Here is a 20,071-nt window from a genome sequence, read left to right on the forward strand (position 1 = left end):
TAATAAAAAGCCCCGCACTTCTCACGAAGGCGGGGCTTTCATTAGCTCAGCATCAGAACAGATCAATCGGCGCCTGTTCATCCGCCGGCAGCGGGCTGCCTGGCACAACGCCGTTGCCCAGCTCGTTCACCGATGGCGGCGTGTCTTCGGCCTTGAACAGTTCGAAGTACGCCCCCGGCGTGCTCGGCGTCGCGGCGCGGCCGCTGACCGGATCCACCCGCAGGCTGAGCAGACCTTCCGGCTCAGGCTGCACATGTGGCGGCTTGTCTTTCAGCGCGGCCGACATGTAATTCATCCAGATCGGCAGCGCCACGGTGCCGCCGAATTCACGGCGACCGAGGCTTTCCGGCTGGTCGAAACCGGTCCACACGGTGGTCACGTAATCAGCGTTGTAGCCAGAGAACCAGGCATCTTTCGATTCGTTGGTGGTACCGGTCTTGCCGGCAATATCACTGCGGCCCATGGCCAGTGCGCGCCGGCCGGTGCCGAGTTTGATTACGTCCTGCAGCATGCTGTTGAGGATGTAGGTGGTACGTCCATCGACAATCCGCTCGGCCACGGCCGGCGCTTGCGGCACTGCCGGATTGCCGGGCGCTTCACCGGCAACCGGTGTGGCGTTGACCGTGAACGACTCGGTGGCTGGCGCAGCGATCCCGTCGGTCGCCGAACCACCCTGTGGCACGGTCGGCGGGTTGGCGATGAACAGCGTGTCGCCGTTACGGCTTTCGATCTTGTCGATGATGTACGGGGTGATCTTGTAGCCGCCGTTGGCGAAAGTGCTCCAGCCAGTGGCGATTTCCATTGGTGTCAGCGTTGCGGTGCCGAGTGCCAGCGACAGGTTCGGCGGCAGGTCCTGCTTGTTGAAGCCGAAGCGGGTGATGTAGTCGATGGTCTTGCCCACGCCCATGGCCTGCAACAGGCGGATCGACACCAGGTTGCGCGACTTGTACAGCGCTTCACGCAGGCGGATCGGGCCGAGGAAGGTGTTGGTGTCGTTCTTCGGGCGCCAGACCTTGTCCAGGTACTCGTCGACGAACACGATCGGCGCATCGTTGACCAGGCTGGCAGCGGTGTAGCCATTATCCAGCGCGGCACTGTAAACGAACGGCTTGAAGCTCGAACCAGGCTGACGCTTGGCCTGCATGGCGCGGTTGTAGTTGCTCTGCTCGAAAGCGAAGCCACCCACCAGCGAACGGATCGCGCCGTTCTGCGGATCCAGCGACACCAGTGCGCCCTGAGCCTGTGGAATCTGGCTGAATTTCAGCGAATTGTCGGTCTGGCGCTGCACGCGGATCAGATCACCGACCTGCGCGACATCCGACGGCTGGCGCGGGTTGGCGCCCATGCTGTTGGTATTGAGGAACGGTCGCGCCCATTTCATCGTGTCCCAGGCAACGTGTTCTTCACCGGTGCGGGTCAACACCTGCAGGCCGGTTTTATCGACCTGGGTGACGATCGCAGGTTCGAGACTGCTGATGGTGCGCTGCTTGGTCAGTTCGCTGGCCCACGCTTCGCGGGTCTTGCCCGGCAGGCGCGACTCGGGGCCACGGTAGCCGTGGCGCTGGTCGTAAGTCATCAAGCCTTCGTGCAGTGCGGTGTTGGCCATTTCCTGCAGATTGCTTGGCACCGTGGTGGTGACACGGAAGCCTTCGGTGTAGGCCTCGCTGCCATAACGACCGACCATTTCGGCACGGGCCATTTCGGCGATGTACGGTGCGTTCACTTCCGGGGTCGGCACGTGGTAGCTGGCGTTCAGCGGCTCGTTGATCGCCGCGGTGTAGTCGGCTTCGCTGATCTTGCCCAGCTTGTACATGCGCCCGAGGATCCAGTCGCGGCGTTCTTTGCTGCGTGCCGGGTTGGCCAGCGGGTTGAAGCGCGACGGAGCTTTTGGCAGACCGGCGATCATCGCCATCTGCGCCAGGCTGATGTCACGGATCGATTTGCCGTAATACACCTGCGCCGCCGCCTCGATGCCGTATGCGCGGTTGCCCAGGTAAATCTTGTTGACGTACAGCTCCAGGATTTCGTCCTTGGTCAGCTGCCGTTCGATCTGCAGGGCCAGCAGGATTTCCGTGGTTTTGCGCGAAAAGCTGCGCTCGCTGGTGAGGAAGAAGTTCTTCGCCACCTGCATGGTGATGGTGCTGCCGCCGGACTGAATGTGTCCGCTCTTGACCAATTGCGTTGCCGCGCGCATCAGGCTGCTCGGATCGACGCCATAGTGATTGGCAAAATTGTCGTCTTCAGCACTTAGTAACGCATTGATGAAATTGGGCGGAATGTCGGCGAAACGGATCGGCGTACGGCGCATTTCGCCAAATTCTGCGATCAACTTGTTGTCGCTGCTGTACACGCGCAGAGGAATCTGCAACTGAATGCTTCTCAGCGCCTCCACAGACGGCAAACCCGGACTAAGGTAAAGAAAGGCGCCGCTGAGACCTAAGAGCAGTCCGCAGAAAACGGCGACGATGGACCAACCGAAAAATTTCAGCAGACGAATCAAGGCTTTTGGACATCCAGGGCAAAGAATGAATTTGGCACGGGGCTGCGGTTACACACAGAGCCATCCGCGCGGGCAGTAAAAAGCGGAAAAAATCGCTGGGCATTATAAGCACTTTTCCGTCGGAGGCGTCATTGGCGCTTCTGTCAAGACGGGGGTGAAGGAACGCAATGCGTATTACAGAGTCCGTAACTCACGGAAAGTCATAGGGAATTGGTAGTGCTGGGACTCTTCAATAAAAAGACCAATGCGTTACTGGGGATCGACATCAGCTCCACGTCGGTGAAGCTGCTGGAACTGAGCCGTCAGGGCGAGCGCTACCGGGTCGAGGCCTATGCGGTGGAGCCGTTGCCGGCGAACGCCGTGGTCGAAAAGAACATCGCCGAACTCGAGGGCGTCGGGCAGGCACTGAGCCGCTTGCTGGTCAAGGCGCGTACCGGGGTCAAGAGCGTGGCGGTGGCGGTGGCGGGTTCGGCGGTGATCACCAAGGTCATCGAGATGGACGCTGGGCTGTCCGACGACGAACTGGAAAACCAGCTCAAGATCGAGGCCGATCAATACATTCCCTATCCGCTGGACGAAGTCGCCATCGACTTTGAAGTCCAGGGCGTCTCGCCGCGCAACCCGGAACGGGTCAACGTGCTGCTCGCCGCCTGTCGCAAGGAAAACGTCGAGGTACGAGAAGCGGCGCTGGCGCTCGCCGGCCTGACCGCGCGGGTGGTGGATGTCGAGGCCTACGCGCTGGAGCGCTCGTTCGGCCTGCTGGCAACGCATCTGGCGGCCTCCCAGGAGCGCCTGACCGTGGCGGTGGTCGACATTGGCGCGACCATGACCACCCTCAGCGTCCTGCACAACGGCAAGATCATTTACACCCGCGAGCAATTGTTCGGCGGACGCCAGCTCACCGAAGAGATCCAGCGCCGCTACGGCCTGACGATCGAACAGGCGGGGCTGGCGAAAAAGCAGGGCGGGCTGCCTGACGATTACGTCAGCGAGGTCTTGCAGCCATTTCGCGAGGCGCTGGTGCAGCAAGTCTCGCGTTCGCTGCAGTTCTTCTTCGCCTCCGGCCAGTACAACGCGGTCGACCATATCCTGCTGGCCGGTGGCACCGCCTCGGTGCCCGGCCTGGACCGTCTGATCGAACAGCGTCTGGACACGCCGACGCAGGTCGCCAACCCGTTCGCCGACATGGCTTTAGGCAGCAAGGTCAATGCTGGGGCGCTGGCCAGTGATGCGCCAGCCTTGATGATTGCCTGCGGGCTCGCGCTCAGGAGTTTCGACTGATGGCGCGGATCAACCTTCTCCCCTGGCGCGAGGAGCGCCGCGAAGAACGGCGCAAGCGCTTTCTGCTGGTCCTGATCGGCGTGCTGGCCGGCTCGATCGGCGCGGTGCTGATTGCTGACCAGATCATCACTGCGGCCATCGAGCGGCAAATGGCGCGCAACGATTACATCGGCAAACAGATTGCCGTGGTCGACGAACGCATCAAGCAGATCAGCGAGCTCAAGGCGCGCCGCCAGCAACTGGTCGAGCGCATGCGTATCATCCAGGACCTGCAGGGCAACCGGCAGATCAGCGGGCGAATCTTCGATCAGTTGGCGCGCACGTTGCCGGACGGCGTGTATTTCACCGATGTGAAAATGGCCGGCAAGACCCTGTCCATCAGTGGCGCGGCGGAGTCGAACAACCGGGTCTCCGAGCTGATGCGCAATCTCGACGCGTCCGACTGGTTCGACGCGCCAAGCCTGAACGAGGTCAAGGCCAACAGCGCCGATCAGGTCGAGCAGGCCAACATCTTCCAGCTGACCGTTCGTCAGACCCAGCCCAAGGTTGTGGAGGACGAGCAATGAAAGCCTCCGAGTGGCTGCAGGGCCTGCGCAACATCGATTTCAACGATCTCGACACCAGCAACATCGGCTCCTGGCCACCGGCAGTGAAAACCCTGTGCGGTGCGCTGGTGATGGTGTTGATCCTCGCGCTTGGCTATTACTTCTTTATCAGCGATATGGAAAATCAGCTCGACCTCAAGCGCGAAGAAGAAATCACCCTCAAGGAACAATTCGCCAGCAAGGCGCGGCTGTCGGCGAACCTTGAGCTCTATACCCAGCAAATGAAGGAAATGGAAAACACCTTCGGCGTGCTGCTGCGGCAATTGCCCAGCGACACCGAAGTGCCGGGCCTGCTCGAAGATATCACCCGCACTGGTCTGGGCAGCGGCCTGGAATTCGAGGAAATCAAGCTGCTGCCGGAAGTGACCCAGCCGTTCTACATCGAACTGCCGATCCAGATCACCGTAACCGGTGCCTATCACGACCTCGCGACCTTCGTCAGCGGCGTCGCCGGCCTGCCACGGATTGTCACTCTGCACGATTTCGAACTGGCTCCGGCCAATCCCGAGGGCGGGACGAAGCTGCGCATGAGTATTCTTGCCAAGACGTACCGCTATAACGACAAGGGGCTGGAGAAATGACCCCGATTCGTTATCTCGTCCTGCCCATGATGCTGGCGTTGAGCGGCTGCGGTGGCGGCGATGACTTCAGCGACCTCGATGCTTACCTCAACGAAGTGCGCCTGCGCCCGGCGGGCAAGATTGAACCAACGCCGACATTCCGGTCTTACCCCACATTCACTTACAGCGCCGCCAACCTGCGCAGTCCGTTTTCGCGGCAGGCGCGGGTCGATCTGGCCGGGCAGAAGCATGGGTCGCGCAACGTCAAACCCGACCCCAACCGCGTCAAGCAATACCTTGAAGGGTTCAATATCGAGCAGTTCGAAATGGTTGGCACGATCGCCAATGCCTCGGGCTCGTTCGCGCTGCTGCGCGGCGCAGGCGGGGTGCATCGTCTCAAGGTCGGCGACTACCTGGGCCGCAACGACGGCCGCATTGTCGCCATCAGCGCTACCCAGGTCGATGTCGTTGAGATCGTGCCCGACGGCGCCGGCGCCTGGCTGGAGCGGCCGCGCACCATTCCTTTGAAAGAGCACTCATAGTGGAAGTCGAACAATGAACAGGATTTTCTCCACCCTCGGTTTTTCGCTATGGATAGCGCTGGTGTCACCGATGGTAATGGCGGCCAGTCTGAAAGCGCTGGATGTTGCCGCGCTGCCGGGTGACCGCGTCGAACTGAAGCTGTCGTTCGACGGCCCGCCACCACAGCCCAAGGGCTACACAACCGAGTCGCCGGCACGCATCGCGCTGGATCTGCCGGGCGTGACCAGCCAGTTGGCCAACAGGAATCTCGATCTGGGCAGCGGCAATGCGCGCACGGCCACGGTAGCCGAAGCCAAGGATCGTACGCGGCTGATTGTCAGCCTGACGCAGTTGGCGCCTTACAGCACGCGGGTCGAGGGCAATAATCTGTTTGTGGTGGTCGGTCAGGGCGCTTCCGCGACTGCGCCGCGCCCGGCTGCCGTTGCACCGCGTGCCGCCACGGCCGCCGCGGCACCGGCCAGACCAGCCGCGCAACGCAGCAGGGCGATTCGCGGCGTCGATTTCCAGCGCGGCACCGAGGGCGAGGGCAACGTAGTCATCGACCTCTCTGATCCGACCATCGCCCCGGATATCCAGGAGCACGATGGCAAGATCATCCTCAGCTTCGCCCGCACGCAATTACCGGAAAAGCTGCGCGTGCGCCTCGACGTCAAGGACTTCGCCACGCCGGTGCAGTTCGTCAACGCAGCGCTCACCGGCGATCGCACCGTCATCAGCGTCGAGCCCAGCGGCACCTTCGACTACTCCACGTTTCAGACCGACAACAAGCTCACCGTGAGCGTGCGGCCGATGAGCATCGACGACCTGCAAAAGCGCAACGCCGACCGTCAGGCCTATGTCGGCGACAAGCTGTCACTGAATTTTCAGGACATCGACGTGCGCTCGGTGCTGCAACTGATCGCGGACTTCACCAACCTCAACCTCGTAGCAAGCGATACGGTGCAGGGCGGTATCACCTTGCGCCTGCAGAACGTGCCGTGGGATCAGGCGCTGGATCTGGTGTTGAAAACCAAGGGCCTGGACAAGCGCAAGATCGGCAATGTGCTGCTGGTCGCGCCGGCCGATGAAATTGCCGCTCGTGAGCGTCAGGAGCTGGAATCGCAGAAGCAGATCGCCGAGCTGGCGCCACTGCGGCGCGAGCTGCTACAGGTCAATTACGCTAAGGCAGCGGACATTGCAAAGCTGTTCCAGTCGGTGACCAGTGCCGAGGCGAAGGTCGACGAGCGCGGTTCGATTACCGTCGATGAGCGAACCAACAACATCATTGCCTACCAGACCCAGGATCGCCTCGACGAACTCCGGCGGATCGTCGCGCAGCTGGATATTCCGGTACGCCAGGTGATGATCGAGGCGCGCATCGTTGAGGCCAACGTCGATTATGACAAGAGCCTGGGCGTGCGCTGGGGCGGTTCGGTGCAGAACAAGGGCAACTGGAACGCCTCCGGGGTCAACGGTTCGTCGAGCACTATCGGTACGCCGGGCAGCACCGGCACCAACTCGCCGTTCGTCGACATGGGCACGGTCAATAACACTTCGGGGATCGGCATCGCATTCATCACCGACAACGTGCTGCTGGATCTCGAACTGACGGCGATGGAAAAGACCGGCAACGGTGAAATCGTCTCGCAGCCGAAAGTGGTCACCTCGGACAAGGAAACCGCGAAGATCCTCAAAGGCACCGAGATCCCCTATCAGGAGGCCAGCTCCAGCGGCGCGACCTCGGTGTCGTTCAAGGAGGCCTCGCTGTCGCTGGAAGTCACTCCGCAGATCACACCGGACAACCGCATCATCATGGAGGTCAAGGTCACCAAGGATGAGCCCGACTACCTGAACAAAGTGCAGGATGTGCCGCCGATCAAGAAAAACGAGGTCAACGCCAAAGTGCTTGTAAATGACGGCGAGACCATCGTAATCGGCGGTGTTTTTTCAAATACTCAAAGCAAGGTCGTAGATAAGGTGCCATTTCTTGGCGATGTGCCGTATCTTGGCCGCCTTTTCCGGCGTGATGTGGTTTCGGAGAAAAAATCCGAGCTGCTGGTATTTCTCACTCCGCGTATCATGAATAACCAGGCGATTGCTGTGAGTCGTTGATTCTGTGCGAAATTTGATACTTGTAGGACCGATGGGTGCTGGCAAAAGCACCATCGGCCGATTGCTGGCCAAAGAGCTGCGCCTGCCGTTCAAGGATTCCGACAAGGAAATTGAGCTGCGCACGGGTGCCAATATCCCATGGATCTTCGATAAGGAAGGCGAGCCAGGCTTTCGTGACCGCGAGCAGGCGATGATCGCCGAGCTGTGCGCGTTCGATGGCGTGGTGCTGGCGACCGGCGGCGGCGCGGTGATGCGTGATGCCAATCGCAAGGCCCTGCATGAAGGCGGGCGCGTGGTGTATCTGCACGCCTCCGTCGAGCAGCAGGTCGGCCGCACCTCCCGTGATCGCAATCGGCCGCTGCTGCGCACCGCCGATCCGGCGAAAACCCTGCGCGACCTGCTCGAGATCCGTGATCCGCTTTATCGGGAAATCGCCGATCTGGTGGTGGAAACCGACGAGCGGCCGCCACGCATGGTGGTGCTCGACATTCTCGACCGCCTTGCGCAGTTGCCGCCCCGTTAAAGCATCGTCCGAAATGCGCTATCCTCGGCGTCCTGTCAGCGCCCGCCGAGGGTGTGGCGGATGCCGGGCGAGCGGCGTCATACCGCTACAGGCCGCAGAACACTAATAATTTCAGGGCAGGATGCCTGCTTCCATCTTCACTGTGGGGACACATGCAGACACTCAAGGTCGATCTAGGCGAGCGCAGCTACCCGATTCATATTGGCGAAGGTCTGTTGGATCAGCCGGAACTGCTGGCGCCGCATATCCATGGGCGGCAGGTGGCAATCATCTCCAACGAAACCGTCGCGCCGCTCTATCTCGAACGTCTGACCCGCAGCCTTGCGCAGTTCTCGGTGATCTCGGTGGTGCTGCCTGATGGCGAAGCCTTCAAGAACTGGGAAACCCTGCAACTGATTTTCGATGGTCTGCTGACCGCCCGTCATGACCGCCGCACCACCGTGATCGCCTTGGGCGGCGGGGTGATCGGCGACATGGCCGGGTTCGCTGCCGCCTGCTATCAGCGCGGCGTCGACTTCATTCAGATTCCTACCACGCTGTTGTCGCAGGTCGATTCCTCGGTTGGCGGCAAGACCGGCATCAATCATCCGCTGGGCAAGAACATGGTCGGCGCGTTCTATCAGCCGAACGTGGTGCTGATCGATACCGCATCGCTGAAAACCCTGCCGGAGCGCGAATTGTCGGCGGGCCTGGCGGAAGTCATCAAGTACGGTCTGATCTGCGACGAACCGTTCCTGACCTGGCTGGAAAAAAACGTCGACGCCCTGCGTGCGCTGGACCAGACCGCGCTGACCTATGCGATCGAGCGTTCCTGCGCGGCCAAGGCTGCGGTGGTCGGTGCCGATGAAAAGGAAACCGGCGTGCGCGCCACGCTCAACCTCGGCCACACCTTCGGGCACGCCATCGAAACCCACATGGGCTATGGTGTCTGGCTGCATGGCGAGGCGGTGGCGGCGGGCACGGTGATGGCGCTGGAAATGTCTGCGCGCCTGGGCTGGATCAGCGAGCAGGAGCGTGATCGCGGCATTCGTCTGTTCCAGCGTGCCGGCTTGCCGGTGATTCCGCCTGAAGAGATGAGCGAAGCCGATTTTCTCCAACACATGGCAATTGATAAAAAAGTGATCGACGGTCGTCTGCGCCTGGTGCTGCTGCGCCGGATGGGCGAAGCGGTAGTGACCGACGATTATCCGAAAGAGGTTCTACAGGCCACGCTGGGAGCGGATTACCGCGCCCTGGCTCAGCTTAAAGGTTAAAACGATTCCGATGACTAGTTTGCATGCCGACGAGGCGTTTCTCGGCCATTTCCAGTTAAGTCACGACCCGTTCGCGCCACGGGTGCCGGGCTTCAAATTCTTCCCGGCCCAGCGCAAACCGGTGCTGGGTCAACTGCATCACCTGGCGCGCTACAGCCAGTTGCTGCTGGTGGTCACCGGCCCGCAAGGCAGCGGCAAGACCCTGCTGCGGCAGGCGCTCGTTGCCAGTACCAACAAGCAATCGGTGCAAAGCGTGGTGGTTTCCGCCCGTGGCGCCGGTGATGCGGCCGGCGTGCTGCGCCAGGTGGCGCAGGCGCTGGATGTCGCTCAGGCCGAAGTCGGTGCGATTCTCGAGCAGGTGGTGCAACTGGGTCTGACCGGGCAGGAAGTCTATCTGCTGGTGGACGATGCCGAGCAGCTCGACGAGTCCGCGCTGGAAGCGTTGATGGCGCTCGGCGCCGGCACGCCGGAAGGTCGTCCGCATGTATTCCTCTTCGGCGAGTCGTCGCTGATCGCTCAGCTCGAGGCGTTGCAGCTCGAAGAAGAGCGTTTCCATGTCATCGAATTGCAGTCGTACACCGAAGAAGAGACCCGCGAATATCTCGACCAGCGGCTGGAAGGCGCGGGTCGGGGTGTCGAACTTTTCACCGCAGATCAGATCTCTGATATTCACGAAAGCTCCGAGGGCTGGCCAGGCAACATCAACCAGGTCGCTCGCGATGCACTGATCGAAGTCATGATTGCCAGCCGCTCCGCGGTCAAGCGTCCAAGTATGGGGTTCAACATGCCGAAGAAACACGTATTGGCGATTTCCGCCGTCGTTGTGGTCGCGGTTGCCGCCGCCTGGCTGATGCCGGGTCGCAGCAAGGCACCGACCACCGGTGCTCCGGCCAATGAACAGGCGCAACTGCCATTGGGTCAGGGCGCAGCGAATGGCGCCAACCCGTCCGTCGAATTCGCCGGCAACACCCAGCCGATGCCGCTGCCATTGGTCGGCAACTCGCAGCCGGTCATGCGTGGCCCGCTGGCAGAAGCCGCCGGTGGCATCACCGAAGGCGACGACGGCGTGCCGCTGGAAGGCTCCAGCGATACCCCGCCGACCGTAACCACCTCCGCGCCGCCTGCTGGCGTTCCGGCCGGTCCTGCGCCGACACCGGTCCCGACCCCTGCCGCCAAACCGGCACCAACCCCGGCGCCGACGCAGATCGCCACAGCCAAGCCTGCTCCGGCCACTCCGGCGCCAGCCGCGAAACCGGCTCCTGCTCCGGCCAAGCCTGCCGACAAGCCAGTCACCGTGGCCAAAGCCGCCGGTGGCAGCTGGTACGCCGGTCAGCCGACCAGCAACTACGTGGTGCAGATCCTCGGTACCAGCTCGGAAACCGCCGCGCAGAACTTCGTCAAGGAGCAGGGCGGCGAGTACCGTTATTTCAAGAAAGTCCTCAACGGCAAGCCGCTTTACGTGATCACCTACGGCAACTTCGCCAATCGTGATGCGGCCGTTTCTGCCATCAAGGCCTTGCCAGCGAAGGTTCAGGCTGGTAAACCTTGGCCTCGCACTGTCGCCAGCGTCCAACAGGAACTGGCAACAACTCGCTGAAGATTCGGCGGCCTTACCCAGGCCGCCTCTCCCGGCACCTCAAAATCTCCATAAGTGCGCGCTTTCTGAAAAGGATGCGTGCCTTGTGGTGTCTGCGTCACAGTAGTTTTTGAGTCGTTGCGGTCAGAATTTAAAAAAGTTTTGACTAGCACAGCAGATCGTTTTAAACCTTTCACAAATGCGACATGAATTTGCGACAGTTCGTCGTCAAATTTGTGAGCCTCTGTGTCGCTGTGTACAATGACCACCCTTTTGCCCCCGCTAAGCCGGCGTACGTTCGGCGCGGATCGCAAGTGGTTGAATTGAAAAGAAATTTGCCTCGAGTAGAGGCAGCCTGGTGAGAAAGTGTCTATGAAAGCAGGTCTGTACCAACCAGATGAATTCAAGGATAACTGCGGTTTCGGCCTGATAGCTCATATGCAGGGCGAGCCCAGTCATACCCTTTTGCAAACGGCCATCGAGGCCCTGACCTGCATGACCCACCGCGGTGGGATTAATGCCGACGGCAAGACCGGTGACGGTTGCGGTCTGCTGATTCAAAAACCCGACGCCTTCCTGCGAGCCATTGCCCAGGAAAGCTTCGGCGTCGATATGCCCAAGCAATATGCCGTGGGCATGGTGTTCTTCAATCAGGATCCGGCCAAGGCCGAAGCCGCTCGCGAGAACATGAACCGCGAGATCCTCGCCGAAGGCCTGCAACTGATCGGCTGGCGCAAAGTGCCGATCGACACCAGCGTCCTCGGCCGCCTCGCCCTTGAACGCCTGCCGCAGATCGAGCAGGTCTACATCGGCGGCGAAGGCCTGAGCGATCAGGACATGGCCGTGAAGCTGTTCAGCGCCCGTCGCCGTTCGTCGGTGGCCAACGCCGCTGACACCGACCACTACATCTGCAGCTTTTCGCACAAGACCATCATCTATAAAGGCCTGATGATGCCGGCCGACCTGGCCGCGTTCTATCCCGACCTGAGTGACGAGCGCCTGCAAACCGCAATCTGCGTGTTCCACCAGCGCTTCTCTACCAACACCCTGCCGAAATGGCCGCTGGCGCAGCCGTTCCGCTTCCTCGCCCACAACGGCGAGATCAACACCATCACCGGTAACCGCAACTGGGCGCAGGCCCGGCGGACCAAGTTCACCAACGATCTGATGGATCTGGAAGAACTCGGCCCGCTGGTCAACCGTGTCGGTTCCGACTCCTCGAGCATGGACAACATGCTCGAACTGATGGTCACCGGTGGCATCGACCTGTTCCGTGGCGTGCGCATGATCATTCCGCCTGCGTGGCAGAACGTCGAAACCATGGACCCGGATCTTCGTGCGTTCTACGAGTACAACTCGATGCACATGGAGCCGTGGGACGGCCCGGCCGGCGTGGTAATGACCGACGGTCGCTACGCGGTGTGCCTGCTCGACCGTAACGGTCTGCGCCCGGCGCGCTGGGTCACCACCAAGAACGGTTTCATCACTCTCGCCTCGGAAATCGGCGTGTGGAACTACCAGCCTGAAGACGTGCTCGCCAAGGGTCGCGTCGGCCCTGGCCAGATCTTCGCTGTGGACACCGAGACCGGGCAGATCCTCGATACCGATGCGATCGACAACCGTCTAAAATCCCGTCATCCGTACAAGCAATGGCTGCGCAAGAATGCCCTGCGCATTCAGGCGACCATGGAAGACAACGACCACGGTTCGGCTTTCTACGACGTCGACCAGCTCAAGCAGTACATGAAGATGTATCAGGTCACGTTCGAGGAGCGTGATCAGGTGCTGCGCCCGCTCGGCGAGCAAGGTTACGAAGCCGTGGGTTCGATGGGCGACGACACGCCGATGGCCGTGCTGTCCCAGCGTGTACGCACGCCGTACGACTATTTCCGTCAGCAGTTCGCGCAGGTCACCAACCCGCCGATCGACCCGCTGCGTGAAGCGATCGTGATGTCGCTGGAAATCTGCCTCGGTGCCGAGCGCAACATTTTCCAGGAGTCGCCGGAACACGCCTCGCGCGTGATCCTCAGCTCGCCAGTGATCTCGCCGGCCAAGTGGCGCTCGCTGATGAACCTCGACCGTCCGGGTTTCGAACGGGCGATCATCGACCTCAACTACGACGAAAGCCTCGGCCTCGAAGCGGCGATCCGCAACGTTGCCGATCAGGCTGAAGAAGCCGTGCGCGCCGGGCGTACCCAGATCGTCCTGAGCGACCGCCATATCGCCCCGGGCAAGCTCCCGATCCACGCTTCGCTGGCGACCGGTGCCGTGCACCACCGCCTGACCGAGAAAGGCCTGCGTTGCGATTCCAACATCCTCGTTGAAACCGCGACCGCCCGTGACCCGCACCACTTCGCCGTGCTGATCGGTTTCGGCGCCTCGGCGGTCTATCCGTTCCTGGCCTACGAAGTGCTGGGTGACCTGATCCGTACCGGTGAAGTACTGGGCGACCTCTATGAGGTGTTCAAGAACTACCGTAAGGGCATCACCAAAGGCCTGTTGAAGATCCTGTCGAAGATGGGTATCTCGACCATCGCTTCGTACCGTGGTGCGCAGCTGTTCGAAGCCATCGGCCTGTCCGAAGAAGTCTGCGAGCTGAGCTTCCGTGGGGTGCCAAGCCGCATCAAGGGCGCGCGTTTCGTCGACATCGAAGCCGAGCAGAAAGCCCTCGCCGTCGAAGCCTGGAGCCCGCGCAAGCCGATCCAGCAGGGCGGTCTGCTGAAGTTCGTCCACGGTGGCGAATATCACGCGTACAACCCGGACGTGGTCAACACTCTGCAAGCCGCTGTGCAGCAGGGCGACTACGCCAAGTTCAAGGAATACACCTCGCTGGTGGACAACCGTCCGGTGTCGATGATTCGCGACCTGTTCAAGGTCAAGACCCTCGACACGCCGCTGGACATCAGTGAAGTCGAGCCGCTGGAATCGGTGCTCAAGCGCTTCGACTCCGCCGGCATCTCGCTGGGCGCACTGTCGCCGGAAGCTCACGAAGCCCTGGCCGAAGCCATGAACCGCCTCGGCGCGCGTTCCAACTCCGGCGAAGGTGGTGAAGATCCGGCGCGTTACGGCACCATCAAGAGCTCGAAAATCAAGCAGGTTGCGACTGGCCGTTTTGGTGTAACTCCGGAATACCTGGTCAACGCCGAAGTGCTGCAGATCAAGGTCGCCCAAGGCGCCAAGCCGGGCGAGGGCGGGCAACTGCCCGGCGGCAAGGTCAACGGGCTGATCGCCAAGCTGCGTTACGCAGTGCCGGGCGTGACCCTGATTTCGCCACCGCCGCACCACGACATCTATTCGATCGAAGACTTGTCGCAACTGATCTTTGACCTCAAGCAGGTCAACCCGCAGGCGCTGGTTTCGGTGAAACTCGTAGCTGAAGCGGGCGTCGGCACCATCGCCGCCGGTGTGGCCAAGGCCTATGCGGACTTGATCACCATTTCCGGCTACGACGGTGGCACCGGTGCTTCGCCGCTGACCTCGATCAAGTACGCTGGCGCGCCGTGGGAGCTCGGCCTGGCTGAAACCCACCAGACCCTGCGCGGCAACGACCTGCGCGGCAAAGTCCGGGTACAGACCGACGGCGGCCTGAAAACCGGCCTCGACGTGATCAAGGCTGCGATCCTCGGCGCCGAAAGCTTCGGCTTCGGTACCGCGCCGATGATCGCACTGGGCTGCAAATACCTGCGCATCTGCCACCTGAACAACTGCGCCACCGGTGTCGCGACTCAGAACGAGAAACTGCGCAAGGATCACTACATCGGCACCGTCGACATGGTGGTGAATTTCTTCACCTACGTCGCCGAAGAAACCCGTGAGTGGTTGGCCAAGCTTGGCGTGCGCTCCCTCGAAGAGCTGATCGGTCGCACCGATCTGCTGGAAATCCTCGAAGGCCAGACCGCCAAGCAACATCACCTGGACCTGACCCCGCTGTTGGGCAGCGATCACATCCCGGCGGACAAACCGCAGTTCTGCGGCGTCGAGCGCAACCCGCCGTTCGACAAAGGTCTGCTGGCGGAGAAGATGGTCGAGCTGGCCGCGTCGGCGATCAACGACCTCAGCGGTGCTGAGTTTGAGCTGGATATCTGCAACTGCGACCGTTCGATCGGCGCCCGGATCTCCGGCGAAATCGCGCGCAAGCACGGCAACCAGGGCATGGCCAAGGCGCCGATCACCTTCCGTTTCAAAGGCACGGCGGGGCAGAGCTTCGGCGTGTGGAACGCCGGCGGTCTGAACATGTACCTCGAAGGCGATGCCAACGACTACGTCGGCAAAGGCATGACCGGCGGCAAGCTGGTCATCGTGCCGCCGAAGGGCAGCGTCTATAAAACTCAGGAAAGCGCCATCATCGGCAACACCTGTCTGTACGGCGCCACTGGCGGCAAGCTGTTCGCCGCCGGCACCGCAGGCGAGCGTTTCGCCGTGCGTAACTCCGGTGCCCACACCGTCGTGGAAGGCACTGGCGATCACTGCTGCGAGTACATGACCGGTGGTTTCGTCTGCGTGCTGGGCAAGACCGGTTACAACTTCGGTTCTGGCATGACCGGTGGTTTCGCCTACGTGCTCGATCAGGACAACGCCTTCGTTGACCGGGTCAATCACGAACTGGTGGAGATCCAGCGGATCAGCGGCGAGGCGATGGAAGCCTACCGCAGCCACCTGCAGAACGTGCTGAACGAGTACGTCGCCGAAACCGACAGCGAGTGGGGTCGTGAACTCGCCGAGAACCTCGATGATTACGTGCGTCGTTTCTGGCTGGTCAAACCGAAGGCAGCGAGTCTGAAATCTCTGCTCTCCAGTACTCGTGCGAGTCCGCAGTAACGACGCAGCTGCAAGCCACTAGCTTCAAGCGACAAGCTGAAGCTAGTACGCGTTGTACCGGACTAATGTGATTTTCTTGCAGCTTGAAGCTTGTAGCTTGGAGCTGTCGTGTAAGAGGTTTTAGTAATGGCTGAACGTCTGAATAACGACTTCCAGTTCATCGATGTCGGGCGCAAGGATCCGAAGAAGAAACTGTTGCGTCAACGCAAGAAAGAGTTCGTTGAAATCTACGAACCGTTCAAACCCCAGCAGTCGGCCGATCAGGCCCACCGCTGCCTGGGTTGCGGCAACCCGTATTGCGAATGGAAGTGCCCGGTGCACAACTTCATTCCAAACTGGCTCAAATTGGTGGCCGAGGGCAACATCCTCCAGGCCGCCGAGTTGTCGCACCAGACCAACACCCTGCCGGAAGTCTGCGGCCGGGTGTGCCCGCAGGATCGTCTGTGCGAGGGCGCCTGCACCCTCAACGACGGCTTCGGCGCGGTGACCATCGGTTCGGTCGAGAAGTACATCACCGACACCGCATTCGCCATGGGCTGGCGCCCGGACATGTCCAAGGTCAAGCCGACCGGCAAACGTGTCGCGATCATCGGCGCAGGCCCGGCGGGTCTGGGTTGTGCCGACGTGCTGGTGCGTGGCGGCGTAACTCCGGTGGTATTCGACAAGAACCCGGAAATCGGTGGCCTGCTGACCTTCGGCATCCCCGAGTTCAAGCTGGAAAAGACCGTGCTGAGCAATCGTCGCGAAGTCTTCACCGGCATGGGCATCGAGTTCCGGCTCAACACCGAAGTCGGCAAAGACGTGACCATGGAACAACTGCTCGCCGAGTACGATGCGGTGTTCATGGGCATGGGCACCTACACCTACATGAAGGGCGGCTTTGCCGGTGAAGATCTGCCGGGCGTTTATGACGCGCTGGACTTCCTCATCGCCAACGTCAATCGCAACCTGGGCTTTGAAAAGTCGCCGGAAGATTTCGTCGACATGAAAGGCAAGAAGGTTGTGGTGCTCGGCGGCGGCGACACGGCGATGGACTGCAATCGCACCTCGATCCGTCAGGGCGCCAAGTCGGTGACCTGTGCCTATCGTCGTGACGAAGCGAACATGCCCGGCTCGCGCAAAGAGGTGAAGAACGCCAAGGAAGAAGGCGTGAAATTCCTCTACAACCGCCAGCCGATCGCGATCGTCGGTGAAGACAAGGTCGAAGGCGTGAAAGTGGTCGAGACCCGTCTCGGCGAGCCGGACGCCCGTGGCCGTCGCAGCCCCGAGCCGATCCCGGGCTCCGAGGAGATCATCCCGGCCGACGCCGTGGTCATCGCTTTCGGCTTCCGCCCGAGCCCGGCGCCGTGGTTCGAGCAGTTCGAGATCCAGACCGACAGCCAGGGCCGCGTTGTTGCGCCTGAGCAAGGTCAGTACAAGCACCAGACCAGCAACCCGAAAATCTTCGCCGGTGGCGACATGGTGCGCGGTTCTGACCTGGTGGTGACGGCGATCTTCGAAGGGCGCAATGCGGCTGAAGGCATCCTCGATTACCTGGGTGTCTAACCCCGGCGCCTGAGCCAAACGCAATACTCCTGTGGGAGCGAGCCTGCTCGCGAAAGCGGTCTGTCAGCCAACTTCAATGTTGGATGTGCCGGCCTCTTCGCGAGCAGGCTCGCTCCCACAGTTGTTTTAGGGTGTTGCGGAAAATCGTGTTCCAGCGCGACAAATTGACCCGATAGACAAAAGGCTGACCCACATCCGTGCCTTTTGCCTCGCGCTCTGAGAAAATGCCCGCACTTTTTTTCCGGATGCCGACATGACTGCCCTGAAGAACGACCGTTTCCTCCGCGCCCTGCTCAAGCAACCCGTTGACGTCACCCCTGTGTGGATGATGCGCCAGGCCGGTCGCTACCTGCCGGAATACCGCGCCAGTCGCGCCCATGCCGGCGACTTCATGAGCCTGTGCATGAATCCGGAATTCGCCTGCGAAGTCACCCTGCAACCGCTCGACCGCTACCCGCAACTGGACGCGGCGATCCTGTTTTCCGACATCCTCACCATCCCCGATGCCATGGGCCAGGGCCTGTACTTCGAGACCGGTGAAGGCCCACGCTTCAAGAAGGTCGTCAGCACCCTCGCTGACATCGAAGCCCTACCGATCCCCGACGCGCACAAAGACCTCGGCTACGTCATGGATGCGGTCAGCACCATCCGCCGTGAACTCAACGGCCGCGTACCGCTGATCGGCTTCTCCGGCAGCCCGTGGACACTGGCGACCTACATGGTTGAAGGCGGCTCGTCGAAAGACTTCCGCAAGACCAAAGCGATGCTCTACGACAATCCGCAAGCCATGCACCTACTGCTCGACAAGCTGGCGCAGTCGGTGACTTCCTACCTCAACGGCCAGATCATGGCCGGTGCGCAAGCGGTACAGATCTTCGATACCTGGGGCGGCAACCTGTCGGCGGCGGCTTATCAGGAATTCTCCCTGGCCTACATGAAAAAAATCGTCAGCGGCCTGATCCGCGAGAACGACGGACGCAAAGTGCCAGTGATCCTCTTCACCAAGAACGGCGGCCTGTGGCTGGAAAGCATCGCCGAAGCCGGCGCCGACGCCCTTGGCCTGGACTGGACCTGCGACATCGGCAACGCCCGCGCCCGTGTCGGCGACAAGGTCGCGCTGCAAGGCAACATGGACCCGACCGTGCTCTACGCCAAACCGGAAGCGATCCGCACTGAAGTCGGGCGCATTCTGGCCAGCTACGGCAAGGGCAGCGGCCACGTGTTCAACCTTGGCCACGGCATTACGCCGGAAGTCGATCCGGAACATGCCGGCGCGTTCCTGCGCGCGGTGCATGAGCTGTCGGCGCAGTATCACGAGTGATCAGCGCCCAATAAAAAACGCCCGGCCAATGCCGGGCGTTTTCTTTTGCACGATCTAATGTCGTACCCAAATCAACTGTGGGAGCGAGCCTGCTCGCGAAAGCGGTGTGTCATTCAACTGATGTTGCCTGACACAGTGCATTCGCGAGCAGGCTCGCTCCCACAGGGTTTTATGTCAGGCTTTGACGCCCTGCAACGGCGGCAACTTCGCCAGCTTCAACGCCACCAGCAGGGCAATCAGCAACAACGCACCAATAAACAGCCCGATCCCGTTCCACCCGCCCATATGCCAGAACACCCCGCCCGCCGTCCCGGCAATGCTCGATCCGGCGTAATAACTGAACAGATACAGCGACGACGCCTGACCCTTGGCCGTCAACGCGCGCCGGCCGATCCAGCTGCTCGCCACCGAGTGCGCGGCAAAGAAGCCGAAGGTGAACACCAGCATGCCGACGATCACTAGCAACAGCGGCGTCAACATCGTCAGCGCGAGCCCGGCGAACATCAGCGCAATGGTCGCCCAGAGCACTTTGCGTCGCCCGAGTTTGTCCGCCAGCGAACCGATCTTCGCCGAGCTATAGATCCCCGACAGATACACCACCGAGAGCAGACCGACAAACACCTGATCGAGGTTGTACGGCGCGGCCAGCAAGCGATAGCCAATGTAGTTGAACAGCGTGACAAACGCGCCCATCAGTACAAACGCTTCAAGAAACAGCAGCGGCAGGCCGGCGTCGCGAAAGTGCATGGTGAAGCCGTCGAGCAGGCTGCGCGGGTGCAGCGAGCGAGCACGGAAGTTGCGCGACTCCGGGAGTATCTTCCAGAACACCGCCGCTGCGACCAGCGCCAGACCGCCAATCACCAGCATCGCCGTGTGCCAGCTGACGAAGTCAATCAGCACGCCGGTTATCAAGCGTCCGCTCATCCCGCCGATCGCGTTGCCGCCGATGTACAAACCCATTGCCAGGCCGATGTGCTGTGGATGGATTTCTTCGCTCAGATAGGTCATCGCCACCGCTGCCAGGCCGCTCAATGACAGGCCGATCAGCGCGCGCATGATCAATACGCCGTGCCAGCTCGGCATCATCGAACTGGCGATGGTGCACAACGCGGCAGCGAACAGCGCCGCGACCATCACTGGTTTACGGCCGATGCGGTCGGAAATCGGCCCGGTGATCAGCAGACCGAAGGCCAACATGCCGGTCGCCACCGAAAGGATCAGACTGCTCTGCGCCGCGTTGATCCCGTATTCGTGGGACAGCAGCGGCATCATCGGTTGCACGCAATAGAGCAGCGCGAACGTCGCAAAGCCGCCACAGAACAGCGCCAGCACCGTGCGCATGAACGCCGGCGTACCTTTTTCGATGTAGATCTCCTGCAGCTCGGCGCGGGCATCGTCGTCGGCAAGGGGCGGGATTTCGTGGGCAAGGGGCGCGACAGCAGTTTTCACTTCAGA

13 protein-coding genes are annotated in these 20,071 nt (G+C 61.3%); 11 read left to right on the forward strand and 2 right to left on the reverse strand.

The genetic code is table 11. From position 1 onward, the window contains the following. Positions 1–52 precede the first annotated feature (52 nt). Positions 53–2,500, reverse strand: coding sequence for a penicillin-binding protein 1A (locus PS14A_RS01310; protein ID WP_137215138.1), 2,448 nt, complete (start codon positions 2,498–2,500; stop codon positions 53–55). A gap of 216 nt (positions 2,501–2,716) precedes the next feature. Here PS14A_RS01310 and PS14A_RS01315 point away from each other — a divergent pair, with 216 nt between their 5' ends. The 11 genes from PS14A_RS01315 (at position 2,717) to hemE (ending at position 18,616) form a co-directional block, all read left to right on the forward strand. Further along, positions 2,717–3,781, forward strand: coding sequence for a pilus assembly protein PilM (locus PS14A_RS01315; RefSeq protein WP_130911780.1), 1,065 nt, complete (start codon positions 2,717–2,719; stop codon positions 3,779–3,781). Further along, positions 3,781–4,347, forward strand: coding sequence for a PilN domain-containing protein (locus tag PS14A_RS01320; protein ID WP_212615108.1), 567 nt, complete (start codon positions 3,781–3,783; stop codon positions 4,345–4,347). The genes PS14A_RS01315 and PS14A_RS01320 overlap by 1 nt, the downstream gene beginning before the upstream one ends. Continuing rightward, on the forward strand, positions 4,344–4,967 hold the full coding sequence (pilO, locus tag PS14A_RS01325; RefSeq protein ID WP_137215140.1) for a type 4a pilus biogenesis protein PilO: 624 nt from the start codon (positions 4,344–4,346) through the stop codon (positions 4,965–4,967). Before PS14A_RS01320 ends, pilO begins: the two co-directional genes overlap by 4 nt. Next, positions 4,964–5,488 carry a pilus assembly protein PilP gene (locus PS14A_RS01330; protein WP_122611069.1) on the forward strand — a complete coding sequence of 175 codons (525 nt, stop codon included), beginning with the start codon at positions 4,964–4,966 and terminating at the stop codon, positions 5,486–5,488. The genes pilO and PS14A_RS01330 overlap by 4 nt, the downstream gene beginning before the upstream one ends. Positions 5,489–5,501: 13 nt before the next feature. Next, entirely contained in the window at positions 5,502–7,580 is a 2,079-nt protein-coding gene (gene pilQ, locus PS14A_RS01335; protein ID WP_122611068.1) for a type IV pilus secretin PilQ, read from the forward strand. Between the two features lie 4 nt (positions 7,581–7,584). Continuing rightward, positions 7,585–8,103: a shikimate kinase AroK gene (gene aroK / locus PS14A_RS01340; protein WP_024011270.1), complete on the forward strand. Its 519-nt coding sequence runs from the start codon at positions 7,585–7,587 to the stop codon at positions 8,101–8,103. Positions 8,104–8,255: 152 nt separating this feature from the next. Continuing rightward, a complete protein-coding gene (gene aroB / locus PS14A_RS01345) occupies positions 8,256–9,356 on the forward strand; it encodes a 3-dehydroquinate synthase (protein ID WP_125917441.1) in 1,101 nt (366 codons plus the stop codon). A gap of 10 nt (positions 9,357–9,366) precedes the next feature. Next, positions 9,367–10,953, forward strand: a complete 1,587-nt coding sequence (locus PS14A_RS01350; protein ID WP_212615109.1) for an AAA family ATPase — start codon at positions 9,367–9,369, stop codon at positions 10,951–10,953. Between the two features lie 351 nt (positions 10,954–11,304). Further along, positions 11,305–15,750, forward strand: a complete 4,446-nt coding sequence (gltB, locus tag PS14A_RS01355; RefSeq protein ID WP_212615110.1) for a glutamate synthase large subunit — start codon at positions 11,305–11,307, stop codon at positions 15,748–15,750. Positions 15,751–15,876: 126 nt separating this feature from the next. After that, on the forward strand, positions 15,877–17,295 hold the full coding sequence (locus PS14A_RS01360) for an FAD-dependent oxidoreductase (RefSeq protein WP_007909438.1): 1,419 nt from the start codon (positions 15,877–15,879) through the stop codon (positions 17,293–17,295). 253 nt (positions 17,296–17,548) lie between these two features. Continuing rightward, on the forward strand, positions 17,549–18,616 hold the full coding sequence (gene hemE, locus PS14A_RS01365) for a uroporphyrinogen decarboxylase (RefSeq protein ID WP_212615111.1): 1,068 nt from the start codon (positions 17,549–17,551) through the stop codon (positions 18,614–18,616). A gap of 174 nt (positions 18,617–18,790) precedes the next feature. On the opposite strand, the gene PS14A_RS01370 is transcribed toward hemE, so the two are convergent. Then, the gene (locus tag PS14A_RS01370; RefSeq protein WP_212615112.1) at positions 18,791–20,065 is read right to left on the reverse strand and encodes an MFS transporter; all 1,275 of its coding nucleotides are present in this window, start codon (positions 20,063–20,065) and stop codon (positions 18,791–18,793) included. Between the last annotated feature and the right edge of the window lie 6 nt (positions 20,066–20,071).

The sequence above is a fragment of the Pseudomonas sp. 14A genome (assembly GCF_018132745.1).
GTDB lineage: Bacteria > Pseudomonadota > Gammaproteobacteria > Pseudomonadales > Pseudomonadaceae > Aquipseudomonas > Aquipseudomonas mercuritolerans.